The organism is Halobacterium sp. NMX12-1 (assembly GCF_040435975.1).
Classification (GTDB): domain Archaea; phylum Halobacteriota; class Halobacteria; order Halobacteriales; family Halobacteriaceae; genus Halobacterium; species Halobacterium hubeiense.
Genome location: NZ_CP159204.1, coordinates 1,256,131 through 1,277,663 on the forward strand (window position 1 = coordinate 1,256,131; position 21,533 = coordinate 1,277,663).

At 69.4% G+C, this 21,533-nt stretch carries 26 protein-coding genes; 11 read left to right on the forward strand and 15 right to left on the reverse strand.

Going from position 1 to position 21,533, the window contains the following annotated elements; all coding sequences use genetic code 11:
* Window positions 1-34 precede the first annotated feature (34 nt).
* Complete coding sequence (locus ABSL23_RS08090) at window positions 35-790, forward strand: PHP-associated domain-containing protein (RefSeq protein ID WP_353635320.1); 756 nt, start codon at window positions 35-37, stop codon at window positions 788-790.
* On the opposite strand, the gene ABSL23_RS08095 is transcribed toward ABSL23_RS08090, so the two are convergent.
* The 3 genes from ABSL23_RS08095 to ABSL23_RS08105 are packed head-to-tail and all read right to left on the reverse strand — an operon-like array spanning window position 787 to window position 2,228.
* On the reverse strand, window positions 787-1,269 hold the full coding sequence (locus ABSL23_RS08095; protein WP_059056108.1) for a metal-dependent hydrolase: 483 nt from the start codon (window positions 1,267-1,269) through the stop codon (window positions 787-789). The genes ABSL23_RS08090 and ABSL23_RS08095 overlap by 4 nt on opposite strands.
* Window positions 1,270-1,318: 49 nt before the next feature.
* Window positions 1,319-1,837 (reverse strand): CinA family protein, encoded by a 519-nt coding sequence (locus tag ABSL23_RS08100; RefSeq protein WP_059056110.1) that lies wholly within the window; start codon window positions 1,835-1,837, stop codon window positions 1,319-1,321.
* 40 nt (window positions 1,838-1,877) lie between these two features.
* On the reverse strand, window positions 1,878-2,228 hold the full coding sequence (locus ABSL23_RS08105; RefSeq protein WP_353635321.1) for a nuclear transport factor 2 family protein: 351 nt from the start codon (window positions 2,226-2,228) through the stop codon (window positions 1,878-1,880).
* 104 nt (window positions 2,229-2,332) lie between these two features.
* On the opposite strand from ABSL23_RS08105, the gene ABSL23_RS08110 reads away from it, so the two are divergent.
* Window positions 2,333-3,439 (forward strand): pyridoxal phosphate-dependent aminotransferase, encoded by a 1,107-nt coding sequence (locus ABSL23_RS08110; RefSeq protein WP_353635322.1) that lies wholly within the window; start codon window positions 2,333-2,335, stop codon window positions 3,437-3,439.
* Here the strand turns inward: ABSL23_RS08110 and ABSL23_RS08115 are convergent.
* A complete protein-coding gene (locus tag ABSL23_RS08115) occupies window positions 3,436-3,630 on the reverse strand; it encodes a hypothetical protein (protein ID WP_059056116.1) in 195 nt (64 codons plus the stop codon). The genes ABSL23_RS08110 and ABSL23_RS08115 overlap by 4 nt on opposite strands.
* A 112-nt stretch (window positions 3,631-3,742) precedes the next feature.
* Between ABSL23_RS08115 and ABSL23_RS08120 the strand changes: the two genes are divergently transcribed.
* Window positions 3,743-4,774 (forward strand): TRC40/GET3/ArsA family transport-energizing ATPase, encoded by a 1,032-nt coding sequence (locus tag ABSL23_RS08120; protein WP_059056118.1) that lies wholly within the window; start codon window positions 3,743-3,745, stop codon window positions 4,772-4,774.
* Here ABSL23_RS08120 and ABSL23_RS08125 read toward each other — a convergent pair whose 3' ends face one another.
* The 4 genes from ABSL23_RS08125 to ABSL23_RS08140 all read right to left on the reverse strand — a co-directional run bounded on the left by ABSL23_RS08125 (window position 4,775) and on the right by ABSL23_RS08140 (window position 8,330).
* On the reverse strand, window positions 4,775-5,590 hold the full coding sequence (locus ABSL23_RS08125; RefSeq protein WP_353635323.1) for an SDR family oxidoreductase: 816 nt from the start codon (window positions 5,588-5,590) through the stop codon (window positions 4,775-4,777).
* 47 nt (window positions 5,591-5,637) lie between these two features.
* Window positions 5,638-6,495, reverse strand: a complete 858-nt coding sequence (locus tag ABSL23_RS08130) for a hypothetical protein (RefSeq protein ID WP_353635324.1) — start codon at window positions 6,493-6,495, stop codon at window positions 5,638-5,640.
* Between the two features lie 67 nt (window positions 6,496-6,562).
* Window positions 6,563-7,375, reverse strand: coding sequence for an endonuclease V (locus tag ABSL23_RS08135; RefSeq protein ID WP_353635325.1), 813 nt, complete (start codon window positions 7,373-7,375; stop codon window positions 6,563-6,565).
* Between the two features lies 1 nt (window position 7,376).
* Entirely contained in the window at window positions 7,377-8,330 is a 954-nt protein-coding gene (locus ABSL23_RS08140) for a rhomboid family intramembrane serine protease (protein ID WP_353635326.1), read from the reverse strand.
* Between the two features lie 96 nt (window positions 8,331-8,426).
* On the opposite strand from ABSL23_RS08140, the gene ABSL23_RS08145 reads away from it, so the two are divergent.
* Window positions 8,427-8,798 carry a hypothetical protein gene (locus ABSL23_RS08145; RefSeq protein ID WP_353635327.1) on the forward strand — a complete coding sequence of 124 codons (372 nt, stop codon included), beginning with the start codon at window positions 8,427-8,429 and terminating at the stop codon, window positions 8,796-8,798.
* Window positions 8,799-8,801: 3 nt separating this feature from the next.
* Here ABSL23_RS08145 and ABSL23_RS08150 read toward each other — a convergent pair whose 3' ends face one another.
* The 4 genes from ABSL23_RS08150 to cyoE are packed head-to-tail and all read right to left on the reverse strand — an operon-like array spanning window position 8,802 to window position 12,482.
* On the reverse strand, window positions 8,802-9,545 hold the full coding sequence (locus ABSL23_RS08150; RefSeq protein ID WP_353635328.1) for an ABC transporter permease: 744 nt from the start codon (window positions 9,543-9,545) through the stop codon (window positions 8,802-8,804).
* Window positions 9,542-10,450 (reverse strand): ABC transporter ATP-binding protein, encoded by a 909-nt coding sequence (locus ABSL23_RS08155; protein WP_353635329.1) that lies wholly within the window; start codon window positions 10,448-10,450, stop codon window positions 9,542-9,544. Before ABSL23_RS08155 ends, ABSL23_RS08150 begins: the two co-directional genes overlap by 4 nt.
* Before the next feature lie 49 nt (window positions 10,451-10,499).
* The gene (locus tag ABSL23_RS08160; RefSeq protein WP_353635330.1) at window positions 10,500-11,156 is read right to left on the reverse strand and encodes an ABC transporter ATP-binding protein; all 657 of its coding nucleotides are present in this window, start codon (window positions 11,154-11,156) and stop codon (window positions 10,500-10,502) included.
* Window positions 11,157-12,482, reverse strand: a complete 1,326-nt coding sequence (gene cyoE / locus ABSL23_RS08165; protein ID WP_353635366.1) for a heme o synthase — start codon at window positions 12,480-12,482, stop codon at window positions 11,157-11,159.
* A gap of 159 nt (window positions 12,483-12,641) precedes the next feature.
* Here cyoE and coxB point away from each other — a divergent pair, with 159 nt between their 5' ends.
* Complete coding sequence (coxB, locus tag ABSL23_RS08170) at window positions 12,642-13,409, forward strand: cytochrome c oxidase subunit II (RefSeq protein WP_353635331.1); 768 nt, start codon at window positions 12,642-12,644, stop codon at window positions 13,407-13,409.
* 47 nt (window positions 13,410-13,456) lie between these two features.
* On the opposite strand, the gene ABSL23_RS08175 is transcribed toward coxB, so the two are convergent.
* Window positions 13,457-14,287, reverse strand: a complete 831-nt coding sequence (locus ABSL23_RS08175) for a biotin--[acetyl-CoA-carboxylase] ligase (RefSeq protein ID WP_353635332.1) — start codon at window positions 14,285-14,287, stop codon at window positions 13,457-13,459.
* Window positions 14,288-14,329: 42 nt separating this feature from the next.
* The gene (locus ABSL23_RS08180) at window positions 14,330-15,196 is read right to left on the reverse strand and encodes a heme-copper oxidase subunit III (RefSeq protein WP_353635333.1); all 867 of its coding nucleotides are present in this window, start codon (window positions 15,194-15,196) and stop codon (window positions 14,330-14,332) included.
* A gap of 99 nt (window positions 15,197-15,295) precedes the next feature.
* On the opposite strand from ABSL23_RS08180, the gene ABSL23_RS08185 reads away from it, so the two are divergent.
* The 4 genes from ABSL23_RS08185 to ABSL23_RS08200 are packed head-to-tail and all read left to right on the forward strand — an operon-like array spanning window position 15,296 to window position 17,631.
* The gene (locus tag ABSL23_RS08185; RefSeq protein WP_353635334.1) at window positions 15,296-16,672 is read left to right on the forward strand and encodes a hypothetical protein; all 1,377 of its coding nucleotides are present in this window, start codon (window positions 15,296-15,298) and stop codon (window positions 16,670-16,672) included.
* Complete coding sequence (locus ABSL23_RS08190; protein ID WP_230891188.1) at window positions 16,669-16,923, forward strand: C2H2-type zinc finger protein; 255 nt, start codon at window positions 16,669-16,671, stop codon at window positions 16,921-16,923. The genes ABSL23_RS08185 and ABSL23_RS08190 overlap by 4 nt, the downstream gene beginning before the upstream one ends.
* Window positions 16,924-16,967: 44 nt before the next feature.
* Window positions 16,968-17,330, forward strand: a complete 363-nt coding sequence (locus ABSL23_RS08195; protein ID WP_230891189.1) for a hypothetical protein — start codon at window positions 16,968-16,970, stop codon at window positions 17,328-17,330.
* Between the two features lie 58 nt (window positions 17,331-17,388).
* On the forward strand, window positions 17,389-17,631 hold the full coding sequence (locus ABSL23_RS08200) for a DUF6684 family protein (protein WP_230891190.1): 243 nt from the start codon (window positions 17,389-17,391) through the stop codon (window positions 17,629-17,631).
* 130 nt (window positions 17,632-17,761) lie between these two features.
* Here ABSL23_RS08200 and ABSL23_RS08205 read toward each other — a convergent pair whose 3' ends face one another.
* A complete protein-coding gene (locus ABSL23_RS08205; protein ID WP_353635335.1) occupies window positions 17,762-19,021 on the reverse strand; it encodes a transposase in 1,260 nt (419 codons plus the stop codon).
* 284 nt (window positions 19,022-19,305) lie between these two features.
* On the opposite strand from ABSL23_RS08205, the gene ctaD reads away from it, so the two are divergent.
* Together ctaD and ABSL23_RS08215 are read left to right on the forward strand one after the other, a co-directional pair.
* The gene (ctaD, locus tag ABSL23_RS08210) at window positions 19,306-21,039 is read left to right on the forward strand and encodes a cytochrome c oxidase subunit I (RefSeq protein ID WP_353635336.1); all 1,734 of its coding nucleotides are present in this window, start codon (window positions 19,306-19,308) and stop codon (window positions 21,037-21,039) included.
* Window positions 21,040-21,201: 162 nt separating this feature from the next.
* Window positions 21,202-21,492 carry a hypothetical protein gene (locus tag ABSL23_RS08215; RefSeq protein WP_230891192.1) on the forward strand — a complete coding sequence of 97 codons (291 nt, stop codon included), beginning with the start codon at window positions 21,202-21,204 and terminating at the stop codon, window positions 21,490-21,492.
* Window positions 21,493-21,533: the final 41 nt, after the last annotated feature.

Here is a 21,533-nt window from a genome sequence, read left to right on the forward strand (position 1 = left end):
AAGCCGCTAAACCTCGGCTCGCGAACTCGGGGACGTGCCGACGACACGGGTCGACCTCCACGCGAAGGTACTCGACGACGACGTGGTGCGCCGAGCGAAGGCCGCCGGCGTCGACGTGCTGGTGTACGCCCCGCACTTCACGCGGCTGCCCGACGCCCGCGAGCGCGCCGCGGAGTTCTCCGACAACGAGCTGTTGGTGGTGCCCGGTCGCGAGGTGTTCACGGGGTCGTGGCGCGACCGCAAGCACGTGCTCGCGGTCGGCCTCGACGACCCGGTACCGGACTTCGTGACGCTGGACGGCGCGTTCGCGGCGTTCCGCGAGCAGGGCGCCGCCGTCCTCGCGCCGCACCCGGAGTTCCTCACGGTGAGCCTGACGGCCGCCGACGTCGAGCGGTTCCGCGAGGACGTGGACGCCGTGGAGACGTACAACCCCAAGCACTTCCCGTGGGACGACGACCGCGCGAGCGCGCTCGCCGACGCTTACGACATCCCCGGGTTCGCGTCCTCGTACGCGCACCGCCCCGAGACCGTCGGCGGCGTGTGGACGGAGTTCGACGCCGACATCCAGTCGGAGGCGGACCTCGTGGACGCCCTCAAGTCCGGCGTCCCGCGCTGCACCTACCACCAGCGCAACCCCCGGTTCCGGGCGCGCGAACTCGCGGAGAAGGCCCATCTCGCGTACGAGAACACGTGGGAGAAAGTCGACCGCCTCCTCCTCTCGGGTATGGAGCCCACGCACCCGCGCCACATCGCGTACGGCGGCGAGTTCGACGACGTCGCCGTCTACTAGAACAGGCTGCTGACGGCGTCCGTTGGGACGTACTGCGGGGCGACGTGGACGACGACCGCGATGGCCGCGAGCTCGATGAGCGTGATGAGGACGGTGACGGTGGTGGCGTACTTCGAGACCGTGGTCACGCCGACCGGCAGCCCGTACTCTTGGTCCGACAGCGGGTAGAACAGCGCGATGCCGCGCTTGCTCCCGACGACGTCGAGGACGTAGTGGGTGGCGACGCCGATCCAGACGTACTGGAGGTTCCCGAAGTACATCGGGAAGACGTACAGCAGCGCCAGCACGGGGATGTTGTGGAGGGTCTTGCGGTGCTTCCCGAAGTCGGTGTCGACGTCCGGGAACAGCGCACCCAGCACCACGGGGATGAGGACGGCGGCGATGGTGCGTATCGTCTCGACGCCGCCCGAGGGGTAGAGCACGTAGCCCAGCCCGATGGCGAGCAGGATGCCGTTGAGGATGTGGTCGCCCTTGTTCATTACTCGGGGCGAGAGCACGCGGGCACGTCACCGTTTCGGCACGCGGCCGCTACTCCTGCACCGCTCGGACTTCCTCGCGGAGCTTGCGGAGCGCGCGCCGCGCAATCTGCTCTTTGATTTCGGTGCGGGAGCCGTCGAACTCCCGGCGCTCGACGGTCGCGTAGCTGGACTGCGTGCCCCACTCGCCAGCGTACGCGACGCCGATGTAGACGGTGCCGACGGGCTTGGCCTCGCTGCCGCCGGTCGGGCCGGCGATGCCGGTCGTGGAGACGCCCCACGTCGTGTCGGCCGCGTCCCGAGTGGCCTGCGCCATCTGCCGGGCGACGGGCTCGCTGACCGCGCCGTGTTCGTCCAGCGCCTCCCGGGAGACGCCAGTGTCGAGTTTGGCGTCGTACGTGTACGTCACCAGCGACCGGTCGAAGTAGTCGCTGGAGCCGGAGACGTCCGTCAACAGCGACCCGATGAGACCCCCCGTGCAGGATTCGGCGGTCGCGACGGTGTGGCCGGCCTCGGGGAGCACGTCGTTGAGTTCCTCCTCTATCGGCGGGTCGGCGGCGTACTCGCGCATACCTCCGGGTACCGAACGACCGAGCAAGAAGGTGGTGGCGTCAGACGGTGTCGCGGTCGGTGTACGTGTACCGCTCGGCGATGCGGCCGTCCTCGAAGACGTGAACGTCCGCGAACCCGAACTCGACGTCTTCTCCGTCTTGGACGCCCGAGAACGTCCCGCGGACGGCCGCGCGCGACCCGTCTACGAGTACGTCGTGGACGGTGTGGCTACCGTCTTCGAGCGGGCGGCCCTCGCGGTAGAACGCTTCGAGCTCGGCCTTGCCCTCGATTGGCGGCTGGCCGGGTCGGTCGTAGACGACGTCGTCGGCGAACAGGTCGAGCAGGTCGTCGATGCGGTCGGCGTCCACGGCGTCGTAGTACGCGCGGACGCGCTCGGCGTAGTCGGTCACGGCCGAACTGTCGGGCGGCCGTCGAATCAACCGCACAGTCCCGGCAACAGATGCCGGGTTTCCGCGGGCGAAAGAGCCACGTGGCGCGACGGAGACGCTGGCGTATGGAGTACGAGGAGCCGCTGTTCTTCCGGGTGATGGAGTACGCGGCGCACGCCGACCGCGACGTCATCGACATGGTCTCGGGGAACCCCGACTGGGGGTCGCCGCCCGCGGTCGCCGAGGGCCTCCACGAGTACGCCGACACGGGCGGCCGGCAGTTCCAGTACCCGCCCAGCGAGGGGCTCCGCGAGCTCCGCGAGGAAATCGCGGCGCGCCGGCAGGTCCCCGTCGAGCAGGTCGTCGTCACGAACGGCGCGGGCGAGGCGAACTACCTCGCGATGGGGCGCGCGCTCGAACGCGGCGCCGGCGACGAGGTCGTGATGACCGACCCGGTCTACCCCTACTACCCGGGGAAGACGGACATGCTCGGCGGCGAGCAGGTGTTCGTCGAGACGGCCGCAGACGGCAGCCTCGACCCCGCGGACGTGCGCGCCGCCGCCAGCGAGGACACCGCCTGTATCGTGGCGACGACGCCGAACAACCCCACGGGCGCGGTGTACGGTGAGGAGACGATGCGCGAACTCGTCGCCGTCGCCGAAGAGTACGACGCGATTCTGGTCAGCGACGAGGTGTACGACCACTTCGACTACTCCGGGCGATTCACGTCCGCCCTGGAGTTCGACTCCGAGCACCGCGTCGTCGTGAACGCGTTCTCGAAGTCGCTCGCCATCACGGGGTTCCGGGTGGGGTACTGCATCGCGCCCGAGCGTCACGTCGACGCGATGAAGTCCCGGCACATGCTGACGAACGTGGCGACCTCGCGGCCCGCGCAGGCCGCCGTCCTGCACGCGCTCCGCGAGACCGACCCCGACTACTACGAGCGGACCCGGGACACCCTCCGGGAGCGCGTGGACACGTTCACGTCGGCGCTGGACGACGCGGGCGCGGAATACACCGAGCCCGACGGCGCGTTCTACGTGCTCGCGCGCTTCCCCGACTTCCCCGGCACGCTGGAGAACACGTTCGAGCTCATCGACGAGGCGGGCGTCGCGGGGATGCCCGGTTCGGGGTTCGGGAGCGCGCGCGAGGAGTGGCTGCGGTTCGCGCTCGTCACGCCGCGCGTCGAGGAGGCGGCCGACCGGCTCGCGGCCTACTTCGCGGACCGCTAGTACCCGCCCGCGTCCGAGAAACACCGCCCGCAGCGGCAGGCGTCGAAGTCGTCAACGGCGCGCTCGACGGCGACCGTCCGGATGTCGTCGTGGCCCACGTCGTTGGTCGCGCCACACTTCGTCCGGCTGTAGGGGTTCTCCACCCCCTTCTTGTGTACGGTTGCCGTGCGCTCGTTCAGCACGCCCTCCATGCGTGATAGTGACACGCCCAGCGCGGAAAACTGCTCCGGCCAAGACGTTCGGTGCGCCGCCCGCGAGGACCGCGACCGACGGATTGACCCCGCTGGGTCGCCGACTGTGCGTATGGACGAAATCGAGGTCGAGGCGGTCGACTCCCTCGACCCCGGGGTAGTCAGCGACACCGCCGAGTACGTGCTGTACGGCGGGAAGGGCGGCGTCGGGAAGACGACGATGGCGGCGGCGACCGCGCTCGCGAGCGCCAACGACGGCACCGCGACGCTCGTGGTCTCGACGGACCCCGCGCACTCGCTGTCGGACACCCTGGAGTTCGACGTGCCGAGCCGGCCCGCGAAGATGCGCGAGGACAGCCCGCTGTGGGCGGTCGAAATCGACCCCGACGACGCGCTCCAGCAGGCCGGGATGTTCGGGCAGGACGGCGGATTCGCGGGCGGCCTCGACCAACTACTCGGTGGCGCGGGCGGCGCCGGCGGCGACGGCGCGATGATGCCGGGCGCCGACGAGGCCGCCGCGGTTCAGCTCCTCCTCGAATACATGGACGACGAGCGCTTCGACCGCGTCGTCGTCGACACCGCGCCGACGGGCCACACGCTCCGACTGCTGGAACTCCCCGAGGTGCTGGACTCGATGGTCGGCCGCATGATGCAGCTGCGCGACCGCTTCGGCGGGATGATGGACGGCCTCACCGGAATGTTCGGCGGCGACGACGAGGACGAGCAGGCGGGCCTCGGCAACCTCGACGCCGTCGAGGAGCGCGTCGAGCGGCTCCGAGACGTGCTTACGGACCCGGCGCGCACGGAGTTCCGCGTCGTGCTCGTGCCCGAGGAGATGAGCGTGCTGGAAGCCCAGCGGCTCACCGACCGCCTCGACGAGTTCGGCGTTCCGGTGGGGACGGTCGTCGTCAACCGCGTGATGGAGCCGCTGGCAGACGCCGCCGACGTCCCCGGGGACGCGTTCGTCGCGCCGAACCACGAGGACTGCGAGTTCTGCGCGCGCCGCTGGGACGTCCAGCAGGCCGCGCTCGCGGACGCCCAAGAGCTGTTCAGAAACTACGACGTGGCGCGCGTTCCGCTGCTCGCCGACGAAGTGCGGGGCGAGCGCCCGCTCCGGGTCGTCGCCGCCTGCCTCGACGAGTAGCTACGAGAACCGCTGGAGCAGCCGGTAGCCGGCGTCCAGCCAGCGGTCCGGGAGGAAGCGCGCGAGCACGCCGACCCGGCCCGGCGTCCCGACGGGGTACCGGGACTTCGGGTCGGGGCTGACCGCGGCCTCCGTGATGACTTGCGCGACTTTCTCGGGTGGGACCGCGCCGACGCCGTTGACCGCGCTGGCGTCCTCGAAGAAGGAGTAGAGCTTCTCGTAGGCGCCACTACGGTCCAGTCCCTCGATTTCTGCCTCGGCGCGCTCCGAGAACTTCGTCTCGACGGGACCGGGTTCGACGACGGCGACGTCGACGTCGTAGGGCGCGACCTCCGCGCGGAGCGCGTCGCTCATCCCTTCGAGCGCGAACTTCGAGCCGTTGTACGCGCCCATCCCCGGCGTCGCCACGCGCCCGGAGACGCTGGAGACGTTGACGATGGTGCCGTCCTCGCGCTCGCGCATGTGCGGGAGCGCGGCGCGAATCAGGCGGTGCGGGCCGTAGACGTTCACGTCGAACTGCCGGTGGAGTTCGCGCGTCGGCACGTCCTCCAACGGCCCGAGTTGGGCGTAGCCCGCGTTGTTCACGAGACAGTCCAGCCGGCCGTGCTCCTCGACCACGTCGTCGACGACGTTCCGGCACTGCGCGGGCTTCGTGACGTCGAGCTCGGCGGTCTCACAGCCCTCGTCGGCGAGCGCCGCGAGGTCGTCGGTGTCCCGTGCAGTGGCGACGACCGTCCACTCCTCGGCGAGCAGCGACCGGGCGGTCGCCGCGCCGATGCCCGACGAACACCCGGTGATGAGAGCGACCTTCTCCATGCCGGATGCGTCGTGGCCCCGGCAGTTAAAGGGTCGAGTAGTCGCGGTCAGTCGAACGACCGCATCGCCGCGGTGAACGTGACGAACCGCCCGTCGACGCTCCGGCCAGTGACCTCGGTCGTGAACGCGCTCGCGCCGAGCTCCGATTCGAGTTCGTCGATTGCGGCCTCGCCGCTGTCGGGTTCGAGGGCGTACACCCACGTCCCCTCGGCGCCCAGCTCCGCCGTCGAGTGCCCCCACGCCTCGATGGCTTCGGCGTCGATTTCGCCCCCCAGCGGCGGCCCGTACTGGCCGGAGACCAGCCCCCGGTCGGGCAGTCCCTCGAAGATGCGCGTGAACGTCGGGTGGACCTCCTCCAGCCGCTCGCGCTCCCCGGCGTGGGCGTCTATCCAGACGGCGAGGTCCGAGCCCGCCAGCAGGGCGTCCCCGCCGACCGCCAACTCGGTACCCGTCTCGGTGGCTTCCGCGGTCGTGTACCCCTCGCGTTCGCCGGTGACCTCGTGGCCGTCGTCGGCTTCGAGGTCCGCGACGCGCGCGTCGGCGTCGAAGTCACCGAGCAGGATGGTGTTGCCCGACTGCACGAGCGCGCCGTCGGCGTCCTCGGGGGCGACGTCGAAGACGGACGTCCGCCCGACCCCGACAATCTGGTCGAGGCCAATCCCCTGATAGTCGAAGCGGCCGTTGCTCGACTCGTCGGCGCTGTCGATGAGCCACGTCCGGAAGTCGGCGACCTCGCTCCAGTCCACGGACTGCTCGGCCGTCGTGGTCGGTTCGGTCGTCGCAGTCTCGGTCGGTTCGCCGGTCGCGTCGGCGTCGGAGTCGCCGCTCGTGCAGCCCGCGAGGCCCGCGAGCGCGACCGTCCCTGCGCTGGCGAGCACTGAGCGGCGGGAGGGACGTCGCTGCATACTCGCTCCTGTCGCGGGGCACGCAAATCACTGTCGCGGCGTCGCAGTCGGCGAGAACGAGCGGCGGTCAGTCCTTCAGGTCGTCGGCGTACTGGTCGGCGAGCCGCGTCGGCGCGGGGAGCTTGTACCCCGTGCAGGTCGCCTCCACGACGTCCACGGTCGTTTCGGCGTCGACGCGGTGGCCGGGACTCACGATGAGGGGGTTGACGTGGCGCGTCTCGGGGTCGGGGTACTGGCGGGACTGGTAGGCGTACCCGACGACGGTGCCGTCGGGCGCGTCCATCGAGTCGTCGGCTTCGATGGCGACGCGCGCGCCCTCCGGGAGCGAGTCGTCCAGCGGCTCGCGGGGCGTCCCGCACAGGAGGTTCTTCGCGACGCCGACGGCGGGCACGTCGAAGAGCACGCCGACGTGCGTCGCGATGCCCGCCTGCCGGAAGTGGATGCGCCCGCTCCCGTCGAGCACGAGTACGTCCGGCTCCACGGACAGCGATTCGAGCGCGTCCACGATGGCGTCGCCCTCGCGGAACGCCAACAGCCCGGGAATGTAGGGGAGTTCCAGTTCCGCGCGGCCCGCGGCGCGCTCGACGACGCGGCCGTCCCGAATCGCGACCGCGGCGCTCACGGAGTAGTCGTCCCCGACGAACGCCTGGTCGACGCCGACGACCACGGGCGCATCACTATCTGTGAGCGTGACCTGTTCGCCGACGCTCTCGGCGGCGGTCGGCGCGTCCGTCGGCGACTCCCCGAGTTCGATGGCCGCGACGTCGAAGGCGAAGTCGTCCTCGAAGGCGGCCGCTGCGGCTATCTCGCGCTGGAGCCCTTCCATCTCCTCGCGGGAGCGGTCCGGGTCCGGGAGGAACTCGGGCCGGACGACCTCCATGTCAGGGACGCCGCCGACCGGGGCCGCCCGGCCCGCCGGGACCGCCGCCGAACTGGAGCTGGTTCGGCGCGCGCTCGCCCTCGCGCTTGAGCTTCACGCCGTACAGCACGCCGATGCCGAGGCCGGCGAGGTGCGCGAACTGCGCGACGCCGCCCGCGCCGATGCCGCCGCCGGCCGTCGAGACGAAGATGGAGTAGCCGGCGAACAGCAGCGTCGCAATCCACAGCGGCATCGGGATGATGAAGTAGAGGTAGATGCGGAGGTTCGGGTTCAGCACCGTCAGCACGCCCATCAGCGCCGCGATGGCGCCGCTCGCGCCGAGCACCGCCGAGCCCGTGAACTGGGTGAGCTGCTGGCCGTACCACGCGGGGTTCATCACGAGCGCGGCGCCGACCTGCGCGAGGCCGGCGAGCGCGCCCGCGACCACGAACAGCCCCACGAACTTCGCGGAGCCGATGCGCTTCTCGACCACCGGGCCGAAGAAGTACAGCACGATGCTGTTCAACACGATGTGGCCGAAGCCGCCGTGCGCGAACACCGAGGTCACCCACGTCCAGACGGCAAGCGGCTGGGTCGTGTTGATGGTGAAGAGGTTGAACCACTGCGGAGTGTTCGGCGCGATGCCTAACGCGGGCGCGACCGCGTACTGCACGACGAACATCAGCCACATCACCGCCAGCAGCGCGAACGAGACGTTCCCGCGGAAGTAGCCGAACACGCCGCCCGGCCCGGTGTCGAACGGGACTTTCGCGGCGAGCCCGCCGTCGCCGTCCCGGGACTGGTTCACGCTGTCGTCGAACCCGCTGTCGAAGACGCCGCCGGGGTCGTTCCACTCGTCGAGGCCCGGACAGTCGTGGTTCTCCGGGAGCCTGTGCTTCGAGCAGAACGTGCCGCCGCAGAGCCGACACTGGTACGGCATCGACTCCTGCTCGCCACACCGGTCACACGTCGCCATTACCGGCGGTTGGGTGGGCGCGTGGTTATCGTTTTGGGTCTCGGGGCCGCCCGCATCGACAGCTACTTGCTCGCACAATTGCGAGGAGACGCCAGCATGGACGCCGACGACGAACAGGTGTGGCGCTGCAAGGCCTGCGGGACGCGCCAGCCCGACCCCGAGCCGCCCTGCGAGCGCTGCTGGAACACGACGTTCGTCGCGGGCGACGGCGCGGAGCGCGTCCTCGGGTCGGCCGACTCGGGGACCGACGCCGCCGCGCTCCGGGTCGCGCAAGCGAAGTCGATTGCGTCCCGGACCGCCGTCGTGACGGGACTGACCGCAGTCGTGTTGGGCGGCGCACAGTGGCTGCTGCCGGGCGTGCTCGCCGCGCTCGCGTTCACTGCGTTCGTCGGCGTCGCCGCGGTTGCCGCCGTCTTCTGTCTGGTCGCGGCCGGGGCTGCCGTCGCTGATTCCGTGGTCCTCGACTGAGCCTCACTCGGTCCACGGAATCGCGAGCGTGCCGACAGCGAACGCGACGACTGCCAGCACCACGACGACCGCGGCGTTCGTCGTCACGTCGCCGCCCGAGTACGTCGCCGCGCGGACGCCCCGCGCGAAGTACGCCAGCGGCGAGAGGTCCACGACCGGCCGGAACCACGCCGGGAACAGCTCGGGCTGGACGAACGTCTCCGAGAGGAAGAGGACCGGGAGCGCGATGCCGTTGCTCGCGGCGATGGCGCCGTCCTGACCGTCCGCGTAGCTCCCGATGACCGCGCCGACGCCGCAGAACACCACCGAGGTGGCAGGCACGAGCACTGCGAGCCACGGCGAGAGCGCGAACGAAGCGCCCGTGGCGAGCAGCGCGACCAACAGCACCGCGCAGGCCGCCGCGATGAGCGCGACGTTGACGAGCGTGTGCGCGGCCAGCCACTCCGCGCGCGTCAGCGGCGTCGTCGACAGCTTCTCGAAGCGGTTGCCCTCGCGGTGGCGCGCGACCGTGCTCCCGACCCGCGAGAGCGGCGTGAACAGCACGACCGTCGCCAGATACGCGGGAACGTAGTACGCGGTCGGCTCCGTGAACAGCCCGCCGGTGCCCGACGTCGTGCGCACGAGCCCCGCGAAGATGACGATGAGCAACACCGGGAAGAAGAACGTGAAGAACACCGCCGTGCGCCGCCGCAGGAACGTCCGGTAGGTCGCGGACGCCTCCGCGCGAATCCGGGCGAGCCGGCTCATCGATGCACCTCCACGCCCTCGACGTCGCCGGCGAGCGCGAGGTACGCGTCCTCCAGCGTCGGCTCGCGCCACGACAGCGCCTCGAAGCCGACGCCCGCGTCGTCCAGCGCCGCGACCACCTCGCCGATGCCCTCGGGGGCGACGCCCGAGAAGACGAGCCCCTCCCTCGTCACCTCGGGGGCGAAGCCCGGCACGTCGGGAGCGTCCGCCTGCTCCTCCGGGAGCTCGACGACCAGTCGCGGTTCTCCGCCGTGCGCGGCGACCAGCTCTCGGGGCGTCCCGGTCGCCGCGACCGTCCCGTCCGCGAGCAGGGCGACGCGGTCCGCGAGTCGCTCGGCCTCGGCCATGTCGTGGGTGGTGAGGAAGATGGTCGTCCCCGAGTCCGCGAGGTCCTCGAACACGCGCCAGAGCGCGCGCCGCCCCGCCGGGTCGACGGCGGTCGTCGGCTCGTCGAGGAAGAGGACGTCCGGCGAGTTCACGAGCGCGGCGGCGACGCTCGCGCGGCGCCGCTCGCCGCCCGAGAGGTCGCCGTACCACGTCTCGTTGTCGGCGTCGAGGCCGACCTCCGCCAGCACCGCGCCGGGCTCGCGGGCGTCGTCGTAGAGGCCCGCGTAGTAGCCGACGAGTTCGCCCGCCGTGAGGCGGTCCGGCGGCGCGAAGTCCTGCGGGAGCAGGCCGACGCGCTGGTCGTTGGTCTCGTCGGGCGCCTCGCCGAGCAGTTCGACGCGGCCGCTGTCGGGCGTCGTCGTGCCGGTCAGACAGCGCACGAGCGTCGTCTTGCCCGCGCCGTTCGGGCCGACGAGCGCGAACACTTCGCCCTCGCTGACGGACACCGAAACGCCGTCGACGGCAGCGGTTTCGCCGTAGGCCTTCCGAACGTCCTCGGCTACGACTGCGGGAGTCATACCGGACGGTCGGCGTGCGCGAAGGTAAAGCACTGCGGAACGGCGCCGGCTACTGGGTCGGCCGCCACGCGAGCAACAACACCGAGGAGACGAACACGACCGTCGAGAGCGCGTACGGCTCGTTCTGCGCGGCCGCAGCCAGCGCGGACGCGCTGCCGAACGCGCCCGTCAGCACCGTCGCGGCTATCGGCCACGTGCAGCTCACGCACGCGAGCAGCCCGAGCAGGCCCGCGACGCCGGTCTTCGCGGCGTCGAGGACGGTCGCGGCGACGAGGTACGCCAGCGTCGCGTACCCGATTACCTTGAACGGGAGCAGGCTGACGGTGAGGTCCGCGCCGCTGTAGACGAACGCCGGCCCCCAGCCCGGGGAGAGCCACGAGATGCGCGCGCCGAGGTCCGCGCCGTGGAACATGAAGAGGCCGCCGACCCCGCCCAACAGGAGGAAGTACGCGAGCCCGACGCCGAGCGCGAGCAGGCGCTGTCGCCCGGACGCGTCCGGGAGGTCAACGCGGGAGACGGCCCAGATGGAGGCGTTGATCCAGACGAACGGGTACGCCAGCACCACGGGGTCGGTGGGGACCGACGACGACACCGCGAAGTAGAACAGCACCAGCGCCAGTTCGCCGTTCAACAGGAGCGCGGCGTACAGCAGCGCCTTCCGCGTGGGCACGAACCGGCCCGGGGACAGCGACACTGACGCGCTCACTCAGACCACCATCGCGTCCACGACCACGGCCACCAGCAGGCAGCCGAGGTAGGCGTTCGACGCGTGGAACGCCCGCATCGCGGCGGCGCGGTCACGCTCGCGGTGGAGCCGCATCGCGGCGTACAGGAACACGCCGCCGAAGACGACCGTGGTCGCCGCGTACAGCACGCCGAGGCCGGCGAGCGCGGACAGCGCCACCGCGGCGACGAGGGTCGCGCCGAGGTAGTAGACGATGTGCTTGCGGGTCGTGGCTTCGCCGCTGACGACGGGCATCAGCGGGAAGCCGCCGCGCTCGTAGTCGTCCTTGTACGCGAGCGCGAGGTTGTAGAAGTGCGCGGGCGTCCACAGGAAGATGACCGTTGCGAGCGCGAGGCCCGCGACGCCCACGTCGCCCGTCACTGCGGCCCACCCGATGAGCGCTGGGAGCGCGCCCGCCGCGCCGCCGATGACCGTGCTCTGGCGGGTGTTGGGCTTCAACACGAGCGTGTAGACCACCGAGTAGAACACGATGGCCGTGAACCCCAGCGCCGCCGTCAGCGGGTTCACGCTGTAGAACGCGGCCAGCGACGCCGCCGCGAGCGTCACGCCGAACGCGACCGCGTTGCGCTTCGGAATGCGGTCGTTCGCGAGCGGCCGGTCGTCCGTGCGGGACATCTTCTGGTCTTTCTCGCGTTCGAGCACGTGGTTGAACGTCCCCGACGCGCCGATGGCGAGCACGCCCCCGCCGAGCGTCGCGACGACCGTCTCCGCGCGGAGGCTCGGGCCGGCGGCCAGCGCCATGCCCGCGGCGGCGACCAGACAGAGCAACCACATCAGCCGCGGCTTCGTCAACCGGAAGTACGCGTACGCGGTCGCCAGCGGCCCCGAGGTGGGCGCGGACGCGCCGTCGTCTTCGCCCTTCGGCTCGCCCTCCCACTCGCTGGACGGGAGGTGGCCGGTCTGGGCTTCCAGCGTCCACGCGAGCGCAGCGACGAGCCCGGCGAAGATGAGCACGCCGAGCGCGAGGTGCGCGCCGCCGAGCGCGGCCGACCCCGGCGACATCGCGGTGAGCGCGCCGACCGCGACCTGCACCGGGTAGGCGGCCAGCGCCACCGTGACCGCGGCGCGGACGCGCCCGGCGGTGTCGCGGCGCCACGCCATCACCGCGGCGACGAGTACGAGCACGCCGGTGACGACGGCCGCGGTCCGGTGGCCCCAGACGACCGCCAGCGACAGCGAGTCGAGCGCGTACCAGCGTCCGTCACAGGCCGGCCACGAGCGACACGCCGCGGCGGCGTTCGTCAGCGCGGACGTCGCACCGACGACCAGCAGGGCGTAGACGCCCATCGCTGCCGCCGCGAGCACCGCCGTGAACCGGTCGGGGATGTTTCGAGTCACGAACGTCTCTCTTCGGGGGGTTACGACGGCTCCCACTTAGCCTGTCCGACTCGCCGACGCACCGATTCAGCACCTATTTATGGAACCGCTCCGAACGACCACGGTAGTATGAGAGGCAAGCGGCTCGTACCCGTTCTCGTCGCCGCCGTCGGCTTCCTCGCCGCGTTCGTGGACCCGGTCGCTGCCCAGCAGTACCAGTCGGTGACCGAGGAGCTCATCCGCAACCTGAACACGACGATGCTCGCGGCCGCGCTCCCCATCACCCTGCTCGTCGAGGGCATCCTCGTCTACACGGTGTGGAAGTTCCGGAACAGCGACGAGGCGAAACCGACCAAGGAGAACCGCCGGCTCGAAATCACGTGGACCGTCGCCACCGCCGTCGTCCTCCTGTTCGTCGGCGTCGCCGCCTACGGCGTGATGGCCCAGCCGTCGGTCACCGCCACGCAGGCCGACGCGCAGGAAGCGATGGCCGAGGACGACACCGTCGTCGTCGACGCGGTCGGCGTCCAGTGGTACTGGGACTACGACTACCCCGAGGAGAACCTCACGGTGAGCTCCGGCGCCGCGACCGGTGACGTCGACGTCGGGAACCAACCGATGGTGGTCCCGGAGGACACGAAGCTCGTGATACGCACTGAGTCCGACGACGTGATTCACGCGTTCCACGCGCCCGAAATCGGCCTGAAGGCCGACGCCGTCCCCGGACAGACGAACTACCTCATCACCGAGGTCAGCGAGAAGGGCTCCTACCAGCTCTACTGCGCGGAGTTCTGCGGGCAGGGCCACTCCGAGATGCTCGGCACCATCGCGGTCGTCGAGGAGGACAAGTATCAGGAGTGGGTCGAGGACCCCGAGAACACGACCATCGACGCGTAACGACCGACCGCTTCTCTCCGTCTTCTCCGTTCTCTTTCGCTCCGTAGCTACGCGCGGCGGAGCCGACTGCACTCGCCCTCCCTGACCGTCACGTCGCCGTCCGCCGTCTCGACGACGAGCGCGCCGCGGGACGTGACGCCGCTTGCCGTTCCGACGACTGTCTCGCCGCCACGGGTCTCCACGCGCACGCGCTCGCCGAGCGTCGCGCTGCGGTCGCGCCACGCGTCCAGCGCCGCCGCGAACCCGTCGTCGGTCCCGACGCGCTCGACCCACGCGAGCAGTCGCTCGTGGAGTTCCGCCGCGACTTCTGTCGGGTCTTCGTCTCCGAATTCAGCACGAAGCGTCGTCACGTCCCTATCTACGTCGAGGTCGCTCGGGTCGAGGGCGGCGTTCACGCCGATGCCCAGCACCGCGAACGACAGTTCGGCGTCGGCCGGGTCAGTCCCCGGCAGCACTTCGTCCACGGGCTTGCCGGCCACGGGCACTTCGTCGACGACGGCTTCGGTGAGCACGCCGCAGAGCTTCCGCGCGTCGTCGCCGACGACCACGTCGTTGGGCCACTTCAGCGCGGCGTCGGCGCCGAACGCTTCGACGGTCTCGGCGGCCGCGAGCCCGCCAGCGAACGTCAGGCGGCCGACGTGGCTCGCGTCGAAGTCGGGGTAGACGAGCGTGCTCGACCAGACGCCGCCCGGCGGGGACGCCCACGCGTTCCCCGTGCGGCCGCGGCCCGCGCTCTGCTCGTCCGCGACGACGAACGTGCCGTGGGCGGCGCCGTCGCGGCCCTCGGCGCGCGCGAGGTCGTTCGTACTCGGGACGGACTCGCGGTGGACGACCGGCGCGTCGACGAGCGAGCGCAGCCGGTCGGCGTCGACTGTCATGCCTGCGCGTTCGCGGCAGGCGCGAAAAAAGACGGCGGTCGCCTAGAAGCTGACCTCGGCGCCGGCGTACAGCACGACGACGAGGAAGATCCAGACGGCGTCGACGAAGTGCCAGTACATCGAGACGGTGGCCACGGAGACGTCGCGCTCGTGGGAGTACTGACCCCGGAACGCGCGAACGGTGACGATGGCCAGCAGCACCGCGCCGAGGGTGACGTGGAGGCCGTGGAGGCCGGTCAGCCCGAAGAACGCGCTCTCGAAGACGCCGCCGGTCGGCGACAGCCCCTCGTGGACGATGAACTCGTAGTACTCGTACACCTGCCCGCCGATGAACACCACGCCGAGCACGAGCGTCGCGACGAGCAGCGAGAGGAACCGCGACCGGTTGCCCTTCCGGAGCGCGACGTGCGCGAAGTGCAGCGTGATGCTGGACAGCACGAGGATGGCGGTGTTCGCGAGCACGAGCGCGCCGAGGAACCCGTCGGGGACGTGGGTGACCGCTTGCGACCACTGCGAGCCCGCGCGGATGAAGAAGTAGTACGCGAACCCGGCGCCGAACGTCGCGATTTCGGTGCCGAGGAACAGTATCATCCCCCAGCGCAGCGCCTTGCCGCCGGTGGTCTCCCGGCTCCAGAAGTGCTTCACGAAGGCGTGGTAGACCCAGCCGTACAGGCCCGCGAGGAAGACGAACACGCTCCCCACGAAGACGGCCGGACCAACCATCGGCGTGACGAACCCGAACGTCTCGTTCTGCCCGAGCACGTACAGTGCGGCTCCGATGTAGAACCCGGCGGCCCCGAGGGCGGTGATGAACGGCCACCAGCTGGCCTCACCGAAGCCCTTCGGCCAGTCCTCCACGGCCGGCAGGTGGTGGCCGTGGTCTTCGGTCGAGTCGTCCGTGACGGTCATACCAGCGAGTTGCGGGGCGAATACTAAAAACCCATCCAACTCCGTCCGCGACGGCGCCGTACCGCAATCCTCACGGGGGACCGCCGAGAACTCCCGGCAATGTCTCGTCGCGGCGCGCGCGTCCTCGGTGCCGTCGTCGGCCTCGTCGCGGTCTGTGGCGTCGCCGTCGCGCACGGCGGCAGCCTCCGCGACGCCACCGGGCAGGAGCTGGCGGTGCCGACGTGGCTGTTCCTCTCGACGGGCGGCGCGGTCGTCGGCGCGTCGTTCCTGCTGGCGAGTTTCGTCACGGACCGCGCGTTCGTCGCCGCCGTCCACGAGTGGCACCGCCGCGTTCCCGCGCCGCGCCGCGTCCTCGCGGGCTGCGGCCACGTCGTCGGCCTCGCTGGGTTCGCGCTCGTCCTCCTCGCCGGGTTCGCGCGGCCGGACATCGACCCGCTCCGGAACGCCGCCATCGTGGTCGTCTGGGTGGGCTGGTGGGCGGCGTTCGCGATGTCGACGTACCTCGTCGGGAACTCGTGGCCCGCGATAAACCCGTTCCGAACGCTGACGCGCCCGCTCTCGTGGGTCCTCGGCGGCCGCGACGTCGAACTCTCGGCGGGTCGCGCGGCGTGGGCGTCCACGGCGTTCCTGCTCACGCTCGTCTGGTTCGAGGTCGTCAGCCCGCTCGCCGACGAACCGCGACTGCTCGCCGCGGCTGCCGTCGGCTACCTCGCGCTCGCGGCGGCGGGCGTCGTCGCGGTCGGCCACGACCGGTGGTTCGACGAGGTCGACCCGCTCTCCCGGCTGTTCGCGATGTACGGGTCGGTCGCGCCGGTTCAGCGCACCGACGACGGCCTCGAACTGCGGCTGCCCGCGATGCGGCTGACCGACGACGTCGTCACCACGAACGGCGGCGTCGCGTTCGTCGTCGCGCTCGTCTGGGGGACGACCTACGACGGGTTCGTCGGCACGCCCGCGTGGGCGTCGTTCGCGCGCACGGTCGTCGACGCCGGCGTCCCCGCGCCCGTCCTCTACCCGGGCGCACTCCTCGTCGGCTTCCTCGGCTTCCACCGACTCTACTGGTGGGCCGCGCGGAAGGCCCGCGACGTCGCGCCGACGTACACTGAGGCCGCCGTGCTCGCGCGCCGGTTCGCGCCGTCGCTGCTCGCCATCGCTGCGGGCTACCACCTCGCGCACTACCTCGTGTACGCGCTGTCGCTGTCCCCGTCGCTGTTCGGCGCGCTGCTCGCGCCCCTGGACCCGCCGGTCGCGCGCACGCTCGTGCTCCCCTCGTGGCTCTCCGGCGTCGGCGTCGCTGCGGTCCTCCTCGGCCACCTGCTCGCCATCTGGGTCGCCCACGCCACCGCCTACGACGAACTCCCTGGTCGCCTGCAGGCGATTCGCAGCCAGTACACGCTCACGCTCGTGATGGTGTTCTACACGATGACCAGCCTCTGGATAATCGGCCAGCCGGCCGCCGAACCACCGTTCCTATGACCGACACCACCGCCCCCGACGACGCGCTCCGGTGCTCGTACTGCGGCGAGGCGTTCCCGACCGAGCGCCTGCGCGCGCTCCACCGCGGGCTCGAACACTACGAGCACCTCGACGACGACGAGCGCGACGCCTTCGAGGACGCCTACCACGACGAGAGCGAGGACCTTCGGTCGTTCCGACTGCGCGCGCTCGCCGTGCTCGTCGCGCTGTACTTCGGGTTCCTGATGACGTACGCCGTGGTCGCCGTCTGAGCGGAAGCGATGGCTTTCTAACCCACCGCGCCGAACGTCGTGGTATGGTCGAGCAAACGGAGCAGGGACTGAGCGACCAGTACCCGCGCGCCAGCCCGTGGCCGATTCCGCTCGTGTTGGGCCTCGTCATCTCCGAGATCGGCATCCTCTTCGACGGGCTGCTTCCCGTCGCCGTCGGCGGGCTCGTGCTGCTCGCGGGCAGCATCGTCGGCATCCTCCGCGAATCCGGGTTCGCATCCACGCTGCACCGGCCCGCGCTTGCGGTCGGCGCGGTGTTCGGGGCGCTCGGCGGCCTGCTCTACGTCGCCACGTCCGCGACCGCGCGTGGCCTCGCGCTCGGCGGCACCGGCATCGTCGTCGCCGCCGCGTCGGTCGCGCTGTTCCTCCTCGAAACCGGTCGCCTGTAGCCCGGGGCTGGCGCTGAATCCTCAAGCTATATTTGTCCGCCGCTCCGAACTCCCGCTAATGAGTTCCACCATCTTCGACACGGACACCCTCCTCGACCTCACGGTCAACATCGTCCCGCTGGCCATCCTCGCGTTCTTCTTCGTGGCCTTCGTGGCCGTGAACCCGTGGGGGTCGGGCTTCACGCTCGAACGCGTCATCCAGTTCATCCTCGTGGGCTGGATGCTGGTCGCGCTCTCCATCCTCACGTACGCCGCGGCCAAGCGCATCGAGACCGGCGAGGAGGAAGTCGGCCCGCAGTAAACTACCCCACCCTACTCCCTCAGCGCTCCGCGCCTCAGTTCGTTGAGGGTGGGGCCACCGACGGAACGTTGCTCCGTCGAGGCCTCGAAAGGCGATGCCTTTCGGTGGCTTTGATGTGGACTCCCGGCAATCAGTCGCCAGCAATACGCTGGTACCCGTCGCCGTTCAACGTCCCACCATTTATACGCAGGTCTACTTCTGCGTCTCCGCTCCCCGACTTGGGCGAGGAACGGAGGCTGTGTTGTCGCTTCCGAGCGTACCGCAGTCCGATGTTCTTTGCGGCGTTGTAGTCCGCGCTGGTTTCGTACCCACACTTCTGACACTCGAAGTGTTCTCCGTGGCGGTTGTCGTCGTGTGTGAACCCACAGTCCGTCCGCGAACAGCGTTGGGACGTGTGGTTCGGCTCGACTTGTTCCATGGAGACTCCCTGTTCGGGGGCCTTGTAGGAGACGTACTCGAACAGGCGTCGGAACGCCCAGACGTGGTGCCACTTCGCTTCGGGAAGTCGTTCTCGAATATCGGTCAAGTCCTCGAATACGATTACGTCGCAGTCGTAAGAGAGGGCCTCCGTGACGACTTCGTTAGCGACTGTGTGGATGTACTGTTTGCGCCACGCTTGTTCGCGCTTGCCGAGGCGACGCACGGCGTTGTGCGCGGCTTGCGTGCCGCGCTGTTGCATTTCTCCGCGTCGCTTTTCGAACTCCTGAGTCCAGTGGTCGTAGTCGTCTGCTTGCCAGAACGTGCCGGTTGAGGAGACGGCGAGACTGTTGACGCCGAGGTCGATACCAAGAACTGTTTGGTGCTCGGTATCTGCTGAAACCTCAGCTGACCCGCCATCGTCTCCGTCGCAGTCGTACTTCCGCGTGGTGATATGGAAGTAGAACTCGTCGTCGACTGCGTCGTACTGGAGCGTGCTCGCACGGAACTCGAACTCCTCGGACAGCACGTACTCCTCGTATGGTGTGGGGCTGTCCGAGGGGAGTTCAAAGTCACACTCGACACGCCCGTTAACGGTTGAGAGCGAGACTTTGTTCCGGTAGAAGGTCGCACTCCGCTTGTCGTAGAGCAGACTCCAGGACGTGAACTCCGGTCGGCTCACGCGCTTACCCTGTCTCCAGCGTTCGACGCATCCTTTGACGGCTTGGACGCCGCGTCGAATGGCTTCTTGGACGAGGTTCGCGGTAAGGCCAGTTTCCTCGCGGAGGTCGTCGTAAAGTCCGTCCCGTGCGGTGGTGTTGGCCGTAACGCACTCGGTATAGGAGGTATCGGACCAACAGAACTCGCTTGCGCGGTTGGCACAATAACGAAATTGCCGCGCGGTTTCGTGGAGGTCGTCGCGGCGCTCGTCAGGAACGACGAGTTTGACAGGAGCGGTACGCCGGACCTCCATATTTCAGATATAATGCCATCGATTCTTAAATACTTGGGAGTCGGGTGGTCGCAGTATGTCGGTTATATCGTCCCATGTCGGTTTCCTCTCCGGCCTACTCGCTCCCTTCGCTACGCTTCGGTCACTCCTTGAGGCCGGAGACTCCACCTCGAAACTGCTGAACCGGCTCTCGACCGCGCCGCCGTCTCCCGCGCGAAATCTGCGCGGCGTCCCGTGATTCTCGGTGCGCGCGCTGGCGCGCCCAATCCTAAGCTTTCTTTACGGTCCGGTACTGACTGTGCTCCATGGCCTCGTCATCACTGGTGCTAACCGTGCTGATGGGCGTGCTTCTCGTCGCGGTGGCTGCTTCCCTCGCGCGTCTCGAGGACTGGCGGTCGTACACGCCTCTCAGCGACGTCGGCGGTGCGCTCGGGGAGCGCACCGAACACGGACACGAAGAGAAGCCGGGCGGCGTCGTCCGGTGGCTCACGACGGTCGACCACAAAGACATCGGGATTCTCTACGGCACGTACGGTGTCATCGCGTTCGTCTGGGGCGGCCTCGCCGTGCTCCTGATGCGCATCGAGCTCGCCGCACCCGCGACGAACATCATCGACCCCGCGCTGTACAACGGCCTCCTGACCAGTCACGGCATCACGATGCTGTTCCTGTTCGGGACGCCGATGATTGCGGCGTTCGGGAACTACTTCATCCCGCTGCTCATCGGTGCCGACGACATGGCGTTCCCCCGCATCAACGCCATCGCGTTCTGGCTGCTCCCGCCGGGCGCGCTGCTCGTCTGGAGCGGCTTCCTGCTGCCGGGCGTCGCGACCGCCCAGACCAGCTGGACGATGTACACGCCGCTGTCCATCCAGATGTCCAGCCCCGCCATCGACATGATGCTGCTCGGCCTCCACCTCACGGGGGTCTCGGCGACGATGGGTGCGGTCAACTTCATCGCGACCATCTTCACCGAGCGCGGCGACGACGTCGGCTGGCCGAGCCTCGACATCTTCTCGTGGACGATGCTCACGCAGTCCGGGCTGATTCTGTTCGCGTTCCCGCTGCTGGGCAGCGCGCTCATCATGTTGCTGCTCGACCGCAACTTCGGCACGACGTTCTTCACGGTCGCCGGCGGTGACCCGATTCTCTGGCAACACCTGTTCTGGTTCTTCGGCCACCCCGAAGTGTACATTCTCGTGTTGCCGCCGATGGGTATCGTCAGCCTCGTGCTGCCGAAGTTCTCGGGGCGGAAACTGTTCGGGTTCAAGTTCGTCGTCTACTCCACGCTGGCTATCGGCGTCCTCTCGTTCGGCGTGTGGGCCCACCACATGTTCACCACGGGTATCGACCCCCGGCTCCGCGCGAGCTTCATGGCGGTGTCGCTCGCGATTGCGATACCATCCGCCGTGAAGGTGTTCAACTGGATTACGACGATGTGGAACGGCAAGCTCCGGCTCACCGCGCCGATGCTGTTCTGCATCGGCTTCGTCCAGAACTTCATCATCGGCGGCGTCACCGGCATCTTCCTCGCCGCCATCCCCGTCGACCTCATCCTCCACGACACCTACTACGTCGTCGGGCACTTCCACTTCATCGTCTACGGTGCCATCGGCTTCGCGCTGTTCGCGGGCACCTACTACTGGTTCCCGATGATCACCGGTCGGATGTACCAGAAGCGGTTCGCGCACGCGCACTTCTGGCTCGGCCTCGTCGGGTCGAACATGACCTTCCTCGCGATGCTGTGGCTCGGCTACGGCGGCATGCCGCGGCGGTACGCGACGTACCTCCCGCAGTTCGTCACCGCCCACCAGATCGCGACCGCGGGCGCGTTCCTCATCGGCATCAGCACCCTGCTGTGGGTGTGGAACATGGTCGTCTCCTGGAAGGAGGGCCCCAAGGTCGACAGCGGCGACCCGTGGGACCTCGACGAGACGGGCCAGCTCACCAACGACTGGGAGTGGTACGAACAGCAGCGCGAGTCGCCCGTCCCGGCGACGGACGGCGGCGAATCCGACGACACCCAGTCCGCGGACTGAGACGCACGAGTTTTTCTACGCGAGAACGAGCACGAAGCCGGTCAGGAACATCAGGAGTGCGATACCCGCCAGCACCACGAACATGAGCTCCTTGTCTTCCATACCCGGCCTGTTGGCGGCGACACCGCAAAAGGCTACCCACTCCGCTGCCTACGACTGCGCGTGAGCGAACCCGACACGCGCGGTCGACGAGTGGTGCTGTGGATGTACGCCTCCGCGGTCGCCGTCGCTGGGCTGTTCGGCTACGTGCTCGGCATCATCGTCTACGGGGACGGCGGCGGCCCTTCGGGCCCGCTCGTGGAAGGGTCGGGCGCGGCCTACGGGGCCGTCGGCCCGATTACGTTCCAGTTGAACCCGCTGAACCTCGCGCTGTTCGGCGTCGTCTCCGTGGGCGTCCTGCTCGGCATCGGCCTCCTGGCTATCGTTTTCGTCTCCGAGCGCGCCGACGCCTGACCGTTCGTGGACTGCGGGTAGGTATTAGTGGGTGGAAGGAC

Coding starts and splice junctions, on each gene's coding strand:
- ABSL23_RS08095 (WP_059056108.1), bottom strand. CDS start 1,269: ATGAACAAGGGCGACCACATCCTCAACGGCATCCTGCTCGCCATCGGG.
- ABSL23_RS08100 (WP_059056110.1), bottom strand. CDS start 1,837: ATGCGCGAGTACGCCGCCGACCCGCCGATAGAGGAGGAACTCAACGAC.
- ABSL23_RS08110 (WP_353635322.1), top strand. CDS start 2,333: ATGGAGTACGAGGAGCCGCTGTTCTTCCGGGTGATGGAGTACGCGGCG.
- ABSL23_RS08115 (WP_059056116.1), bottom strand. CDS start 3,630: ATGGAGGGCGTGCTGAACGAGCGCACGGCAACCGTACACAAGAAGGGG.
- ABSL23_RS08120 (WP_059056118.1), top strand. CDS start 3,743: ATGGACGAAATCGAGGTCGAGGCGGTCGACTCCCTCGACCCCGGGGTA.
- ABSL23_RS08125 (WP_353635323.1), bottom strand. CDS start 5,590: ATGGAGAAGGTCGCTCTCATCACCGGGTGTTCGTCGGGCATCGGCGCG.
- ABSL23_RS08130 (WP_353635324.1), bottom strand. CDS start 6,495: ATGCAGCGACGTCCCTCCCGCCGCTCAGTGCTCGCCAGCGCAGGGACG.
- ABSL23_RS08135 (WP_353635325.1), bottom strand. CDS start 7,375: ATGGAGGTCGTCCGGCCCGAGTTCCTCCCGGACCCGGACCGCTCCCGC.
- ABSL23_RS08140 (WP_353635326.1), bottom strand. CDS start 8,330: ATGGCGACGTGTGACCGGTGTGGCGAGCAGGAGTCGATGCCGTACCAG.
- ABSL23_RS08145 (WP_353635327.1), top strand. CDS start 8,427: ATGGACGCCGACGACGAACAGGTGTGGCGCTGCAAGGCCTGCGGGACG.
- ABSL23_RS08150 (WP_353635328.1), bottom strand. CDS start 9,545: ATGAGCCGGCTCGCCCGGATTCGCGCGGAGGCGTCCGCGACCTACCGG.
- ABSL23_RS08155 (WP_353635329.1), bottom strand. CDS start 10,450: ATGACTCCCGCAGTCGTAGCCGAGGACGTTCGGAAGGCCTACGGCGAA.
- cyoE (WP_353635366.1), bottom strand. CDS start 12,482: ATGGGCGTCTACGCCCTGCTGGTCGTCGGTGCGACGTCCGCGCTGACG.
- coxB (WP_353635331.1), top strand. CDS start 12,642: ATGAGAGGCAAGCGGCTCGTACCCGTTCTCGTCGCCGCCGTCGGCTTC.
- ABSL23_RS08175 (WP_353635332.1), bottom strand. CDS start 14,287: ATGACAGTCGACGCCGACCGGCTGCGCTCGCTCGTCGACGCGCCGGTC.
- ABSL23_RS08180 (WP_353635333.1), bottom strand. CDS start 15,196: ATGACCGTCACGGACGACTCGACCGAAGACCACGGCCACCACCTGCCG.
- ABSL23_RS08185 (WP_353635334.1), top strand. CDS start 15,296: ATGTCTCGTCGCGGCGCGCGCGTCCTCGGTGCCGTCGTCGGCCTCGTC.
- ABSL23_RS08190 (WP_230891188.1), top strand. CDS start 16,669: ATGACCGACACCACCGCCCCCGACGACGCGCTCCGGTGCTCGTACTGC.
- ABSL23_RS08195 (WP_230891189.1), top strand. CDS start 16,968: ATGGTCGAGCAAACGGAGCAGGGACTGAGCGACCAGTACCCGCGCGCC.
- ABSL23_RS08200 (WP_230891190.1), top strand. CDS start 17,389: ATGAGTTCCACCATCTTCGACACGGACACCCTCCTCGACCTCACGGTC.
- ABSL23_RS08205 (WP_353635335.1), bottom strand. CDS start 19,021: ATGGAGGTCCGGCGTACCGCTCCTGTCAAACTCGTCGTTCCTGACGAG.
- ctaD (WP_353635336.1), top strand. CDS start 19,306: ATGGCCTCGTCATCACTGGTGCTAACCGTGCTGATGGGCGTGCTTCTC.